The organism is Albidovulum sp. (assembly GCF_049646345.1).
Classification (GTDB): Bacteria; Pseudomonadota; Alphaproteobacteria; order Rhodobacterales; family Rhodobacteraceae; genus Albidovulum.
In genome coordinates this window covers 1-6,164 of sequence record NZ_JBARVQ010000084.1, presented here as the reverse complement: position 1 = coordinate 6,164, position 6,164 = coordinate 1, and the positions used below count along the sequence as shown (strand labels likewise).

Below are 6,164 nucleotides of genomic sequence, written 5' to 3'. Positions count from 1 at the left end.
CGGCAAGCGAGGTCGCAAAAGCGCCATATCCGCCGTCGTCCTTCCAGGTGTAACGGACGCCGAATGCGTCGTCCTGCCCCATCCCGCCGCCCGAGAAACTGGGCGCAAGGACCAGACGCAGGCCGCTTGCCTCGGCGCCGTCAAGCCAACCCTCGTAGGGATAAGAGATGTCGACCGCGGTCGTGACGCCGCCAGACAGCATTTCGGCGTAAGCAACGCTGGCGCAGAGGCGGCGGTCGGAATCCGTCTTGTGAAAGAGGTCAAAGTCGCTGACCCAAAGCCGTTCGCCCAATTGGCCCGCCACATCGTTGGTAGCAAAACCCTTGTTGAGGGGCGAGGAGTAGGGGTGGGAATGCAGGTTGATCAGGCCCGGCATGACGCAAAGACCGTCGCCAGCTATCTCGCAGTCAGCGCCGCCCGCGAAATGCCCGCCGACATGTGTGATCCGGTCCTCGGTGAAAGCCACGTCACCGCCACGAAGATAGACATGCCCGCCGGCATCGGCGTCCCATGCAATGATCCAGTCCGCCTTTCGGACAACGGTTGTCTGGGTCATTGGGAACTCCCCCGCTGCTTGGGCAAATCACGCCCTTTGCGACAGGCGACAACTGGGCCGGTTCAGTATTTCACCACCCTTGAGATGCGGACATATGGTGTTTGCAATAGCCTTTGGTGATCCGCTGCCGGGACGGCCGAATTTGCCGAAAGAGACCTATTGGCGCCGGTTTGCCCCAAGGGCCGAAAAGAAGTGCCTGACCGACGCGTCGGCCAGGCAATGGTCAAGGCGTCCTCGGCTCAGTGCAGGGTCACTGGCCCGAAATGTCGAAGTCGAAGTACTTCTTGGTGATGGCATCATAGGTGCCATCGGCGCGGGTCGCCTGAATCGCCGCGTTGAGCTTGGCCAGGATCGGGTCGCCCTTGCGTAGGCCGAAACCAACGCCATGTCCCAGAATATCCGGGTCTGACATCACGGCTCCCGCAACCTTGCAGCAGGCCTGGCCTGTTTCAGACTTGAGGAACGCATCAAGGGCGATTGAATCGTCCAAGACTGCATCCACGCGACCTGCGTTCAAATCCAGAACCGCTTCATTCATGGTCTGATAACTATTGATTTCTGCGGCGACAGGAGTGAAGTACTTCCGTGCATAGTCCTCAAGCACAGTCCCGACTTGAATGCCAATGATCTTGCCAGTCATACCTTCAGGATCCGCGGTCGCCGAGGAATCCTTGGGGACAATGACAATGGCGTGGCTGTTGTAGTAACTATCTGAAAAGTCGATGATTTTTGCGCGTTCTTCGGTGATCGACATCGACGCCATGATGACGTCGATTTGACCAGAAGTCAGCGAAGGAATGATCCCATCCCAGGCGGTCGGGGTGATCACGCAGTCAAGCTCGGCCTGTTTGCAGACCGCATTCATGAAATCAATTTCCCAGCCGACCCAAGTACCATTGGCATCTAGCGAAGTGAACGGCGGATAGGGTTCGGAAGCGACGCCGATCTTGACAGGATCGGCCAGGACGGGCAGGGCAATAGTGAGGGCTGCCGCAATTGCCAAAACGCTTCTATTCATGATTTTCTTCTCGTTGAAGTGGACCCGTTGCTGACGGATCGCCTGGTTCTCCGGGCAGTTGCCCTGGTCGCTCCGGGATCGGAGCTTTCTTCGGCTAGGATGAGTCTGATGAAATCGGCGGTGCGCTGGATCAATCCGCCGGATTTGCCGCTCATAGACCTTGGGATATGGGTCATCGCCAATGTCCCCACAGACCGGCGGTGGGCTCCTGCAATGTTCCCGCAAGCTGCATCAATGCGGCTGCCTTTGGCGATCTTCCGCCACCGCCTTGGTCACATGACTGCGAACAGGCAGTGGCAGCGGGGCGATTTCGTCCAGGGTGCGGCGCTTTCGGTCGTTCTCGACCGCGCGCCGGGCCATCGTCTCGCGCGCAAGGCCCAGGGCTCGCGTTGCCTCGGGGAGGTCTATGGTCAGAACCTGCCCTGCTGCCACCACTTGTCGACCATCGACGAAGACATCGTGTACGGCGCGGTCTGCGGCCTGATGAAGAAGGCTGGTCAGCGGGTCACTTAACGGCAGCATCGACGGGTGGTCTAGATTCAAAAGCACGATGTCGGCCTTTGCACCGACTGCGATGCGCCCGATGTCATCGCGCCCCAGCGCCTTGGCGCCGTCAATCGTCGCCGCGTTGAAAACATCGGCAATGCTGGCCCCATCGACGCGCGCGCTTGTCACCCGTGCGATCAGCATGGCCAGGCGCATTTCCTCCAGCATGTTATGGGGGAAGGTATCTGTTCCGATGCCGACCGGAATGCCCAAGCCCCGGTAGCGACCGAAATCCTCCAGAGCGAGGCCTGACTGGCGGGCAAAGATCGTGGGGCAATGGGCGACAGCCGTACCGGTTTCGGCCAGAAGCTCCAGCTCGCCCCGCGTCCCCCAGGACCGCATCTGGCTGTGATGATCCAGCAGGATGCAATGAGCAAGGATCGAGCCGGGCGCAAGCACGCCGATCGAGTTCAACCACCGGATCGGCGTCATGCCGTGACGGCGTGTGATCTCCTGAAACTCGGTGACCAGCTGTGCGGCATGGGTCTGCCAACGCAGGCCGCGTTCCTGCGCTGCCTGCCAACTGTCGCGCAGCAGCGCCTCGGAACAGGTGTCGACTTGCGCGGGCATCATCATGCCTGACAGCCGCCCCGAAGCCTCGGCAAGGGCCGCGTCGATGACCGCAACGGATGCCGCATAGGCGGCCCTCCCATCGTCTTCCTTCCAAGCATAGCGGACGCCGAATGCGTCGTCCTGTTCCCAATTTCCACCGGCAAAGGCTGGGGCGAGACAGACACGCAGCCCACTGGACGCCGCAAGCTCCACCCACCCTTCGTAGGGGTAGGAAATATCGACAGCTGTCGTGACCCCGCTGGCCAACATCTCGGCATAGGCTACCGCGGCACTTTTCCGGCGGTCATCGTCGCTCTTGCGGAAAACAATCAGGTCATTGACCCAAAGCCGCTCGCCGTTCTGGCCCGCCACCTCGGCCGTGGCGAAGCCTTTGTTCATCGGCTCGGAATAGGGGTGGGAATGCAGATCAACAAGGCCGGGCATGACGCACTTGCCAGCGCCGACAATCTCTCGGTCCGCCACACCCTCGAAATGCCCACCGACCTGAACGATCCTGTCGCCTCGAAATGCGACATCACCACCGCGCAGGTATGTGTGGCCGCCAAGTGCGATATCCCAGCCGATTATCCAGTCCGCTTTGCGGATGACTATCGTCTGGTCCATCATCAAGTCCTTTTGTCGGTGAGGAAAATCGTTGCTGTGTCATTCAAGGCTGACGTCGGATAACCGGTGACCCTCAGCACAGCTTTTCACGGCGCACCGGGCGCGGAAATATGTCGATTGCAATAGGTGCCGATGATGTCGTGGTTAGCGAAGTGCGCCATCCGCCTGTTTAAAACTTAGGTGATCAACCAGATCGGCCTGTGGAAATTGATGCGCGAGGTCGAATGGAAAACCCTGAAATTGGTCGATTGGAATGACAGCCGCTGCCTACTCGGCCCCATCGGATACATCCCGCCCGCAGTAGCAGCGGAGGCGTTTCATACAAACTTGAACACATCTCAAATGGCTGCTTGATAACTGAACAAATCACCCTTCGGTAAACTCGGGGCGGTTTACCGAGCAGCTGTTCTGTCAGCCCTTGACGCTAGAGTTTAGGCGGCATGCTGACAGGTCGCGGCACCACAAGAGATGTCCCTGACTTTCGCAACCTTTTGGGGCTGGGGGAGAGAAAGCAATGATCGCGCCGGTTGGGTATCGCGGAGCGGCCGCGGCAGAGGGCTTGGCTTGACTACCGTGCGGTCGTTGGGTTGCAATTGGCTGACTGCGACTATTGGGATTTCCTGCCAAGTATTAGTTCAGCAAGAGCCTCTACAGACCCAATGCGAAGAAGGTCCAGGCGGTCCGTGAGCACTTCGGCATAAAATGGCACGTTGTGCAAGCGTTCCTCCCAAGGCTCCGAAACTTGCATCGCGTTGTATCCGGTTTGCGAGAAGTAAGTCACATGGGCCCTTACCCGGGCCGCGCGGCCCTCGAACCCGAGTGCTATGAAAATGTTATGCAACTGCTCGATTCTGAACGCCTCTGTATTTCGAAGTACCTCGGCCGTACGTGGTGAGCTGTGCGCCCAATCCCGGAAGGCGTTGTCATATGCGGGGATGTACTGGTCCTCTTCCAATAGCACGCGCACATATGCGAGATATTGGTCCCAGCCATCATCGCCGGCGGATTCGATTGCCTTGGTGAATGGGGCGGTATTCCGGTCAGCCCAGTCCTTGCGAACCTCTTCCAGCAATTCCTCGAGATTCGCAAACTGCCAGTAAAAAGCACCTGTCGTCGCTCCAAGTTCCTCGGCGAGCTGACGAAGGCTGATACCGCTAACGCCCTTTTCTATCAGCGTCTTGCGGGCAGCGGTGACCCAACTTGACCGATCCAGATGGCGGTCGGCCTTCTTTTTCGCGCGTGCCATATTCGCTCCTCTGCCCCGACCGGATGCCCAATTTCACAAAAATTCATTGACTCGACTACCTAGCATAACACATGTTATGCAATGAGCGTAACGACTGTTATGTTCAATCAATCACGAATTACCCAGCGAGGAGGATGGAGATGTTTCGGAGGATGCTTTCGACAGCTGCTTTTTTGGCGGCCTTTGCTGCAACCGCAGCTTCTGCGCAGATCGAACTCAAATTTGCAACGGATTCCGGCGACCGTGATTCACCGTCAGGCAAGGCGCTGGCCGCCTGGGCGGAAGCCGTCAAGGAGGGGTCAAACGGAGAGATTGACATCAAGGTGTTCTATCAGAACGAACTCGGCGGTCAGCTTGAGGTGTTTGACCTTTTTGTGGCTGGAGAAGTCGACGCGATGATTTCGTGGCCCTCGACCTCGTATGACAAGCGGATCGGCATTCTGAACACACCTTATATGGTAACGTCTTGGGAGCAGGCGCTGGAAGCCTACAAGCCGGGCGGCTGGGCCAATGGCGTTCTGAATACTGTATTCAACGATATCGGGCTCAAGTATTTCGGTGCCTGGCCGGAAGGCTTCAGCGGCGTGGCGTCACGCGGTTCGTATGCGCTGGACCTCGAAAGCGCAAAGGACATGAAGGTGCGGACTCCGCCCCTTTTCCCCTTCCCTCAGATTCTGGAAGCCATGGGCTACCAGACCGCCGCGATCGATTGGGGTGAGGTTTACACCTCGATCCAGACAGGTGTTGTCGATGGTGACGCGGGCAACGTGATCTACTGGGATTACGAGTATTTCCGCGACGTGCTCGACTACTACGTCCGGACCAAACATACCTTCGTGACGGGTAATCTTCTGGTGAACCTCCAGACCTATGAGGGATTGTCTGACGAGCAGAAGAAGCTGATCGAAGACACCGCCATCGCAACGATGGAGGCGCAGTTCGCCGCCGCCAAAGCGGAGGATGAACACTACGTCCAGCTCGCCGTCGACTCCGGTATGGAATATTTCGAACTGACGGACGAACAGCTTGCCCCGATCGTCGAAAAGGTCCGCGCCGAAGTGTGGCCGCAGATGGAGCCTGATGTCGGCAAGGACGTCATGGACCTGATCCGCGCCGAAGTGAACTGAGACAGATCGCGGCCGGAGCCTTCGGGTTCCGGCCGTTGTCTTACCCCCATTCAGGAAACTGGGAGCTGACCGTCATGGTGGAATTTTTCAGAAAGCTGGATACCGGCCTGATAGGCCTGTTGAACATAATCGTCATTGTCACGAGCCTCGCGATCACCGGGTTGATCTTGTTCCTTGTGGCCGCACGTTACTTTCTCGGCTGGTCGGTTGTCGGCGTGCTGGAACTGGCTACGCTTTCGGCAATCTGGCTTTACATGTGTGGGGCTGTTGTCGCGGCGCGCAACCACCAGCACCTTGTTGTCGACTTTCTTTCCCTGTCGCTCAAGAACCCAAGAACTAAGGCCTTGCACACATTCGCCGTTTCCCTGGTGATGGTCGTGCTCAGCCTGTTCTTTCTGAGCCTCGCTCGCGACATGGTCGCATGGTCGATGAAGCGGCCTCAAACCACTGCTGCGCTCAGTATCCCGCTGATCATTCCGCAATCGGCCGTCGTTC

At 58.2% G+C, this 6,164-nt stretch carries 7 protein-coding genes; 3 read left to right on the top strand and 4 right to left on the bottom strand.

The annotated features are described in order from the left end of the window. From WBB85_RS02155 to WBB85_RS02145, 3 genes are all read right to left on the bottom strand, one after another. On the bottom strand, positions 1–556 hold a 556-nt coding region (locus WBB85_RS02155; protein ID WP_432636979.1), incomplete at its 3' end, for an amidohydrolase family protein. A gap of 250 nt (positions 557–806) precedes the next feature. After that, on the bottom strand, positions 807–1,574 hold the full coding sequence (locus WBB85_RS02150; protein ID WP_432636978.1) for a transporter substrate-binding domain-containing protein: 768 nt from the start codon (positions 1,572–1,574) through the stop codon (positions 807–809). A 231-nt stretch (positions 1,575–1,805) separates the two neighbouring features. Further along, on the bottom strand, positions 1,806–3,296 hold the full coding sequence (locus tag WBB85_RS02145; RefSeq protein ID WP_432636977.1) for an amidohydrolase family protein: 1,491 nt from the start codon (positions 3,294–3,296) through the stop codon (positions 1,806–1,808). Positions 3,297–3,476: 180 nt separating this feature from the next. Here WBB85_RS02145 and WBB85_RS02140 point away from each other — a divergent pair, with 180 nt between their 5' ends. Further along, entirely contained in the window at positions 3,477–3,650 is a 174-nt protein-coding gene (locus WBB85_RS02140; protein ID WP_432636976.1) for a hypothetical protein, read from the top strand. A 253-nt stretch (positions 3,651–3,903) separates the two neighbouring features. Here WBB85_RS02140 and WBB85_RS02135 read toward each other — a convergent pair whose 3' ends face one another. Then, positions 3,904–4,542: a TetR/AcrR family transcriptional regulator gene (locus WBB85_RS02135; RefSeq protein ID WP_432636975.1), complete on the bottom strand. Its 639-nt coding sequence runs from the start codon at positions 4,540–4,542 to the stop codon at positions 3,904–3,906. A 140-nt stretch (positions 4,543–4,682) separates the two neighbouring features. On the opposite strand from WBB85_RS02135, the gene dctP reads away from it, so the two are divergent. Further along, a complete protein-coding gene (gene dctP / locus WBB85_RS02130) occupies positions 4,683–5,669 on the top strand; it encodes a TRAP transporter substrate-binding protein DctP (protein WP_432636974.1) in 987 nt (328 codons plus the stop codon). A 74-nt stretch (positions 5,670–5,743) separates the two neighbouring features. Further along, positions 5,744–6,164: TRAP transporter small permease (locus WBB85_RS02125; RefSeq protein ID WP_432636973.1), on the top strand; the 421-nt coding region annotated here is incomplete at its 3' end.

Coding starts and splice junctions, on each gene's coding strand:
- WBB85_RS02135 (WP_432636975.1), bottom strand. CDS start 4,542: ATGGCACGCGCGAAAAAGAAGGCCGACCGCCATCTGGATCGGTCAAGT.
- dctP (WP_432636974.1), top strand. CDS start 4,683: ATGTTTCGGAGGATGCTTTCGACAGCTGCTTTTTTGGCGGCCTTTGCT.
- WBB85_RS02150 (WP_432636978.1), bottom strand. CDS start 1,574: ATGAATAGAAGCGTTTTGGCAATTGCGGCAGCCCTCACTATTGCCCTG.
- WBB85_RS02145 (WP_432636977.1), bottom strand. CDS start 3,296: ATGGACCAGACGATAGTCATCCGCAAAGCGGACTGGATAATCGGCTGG.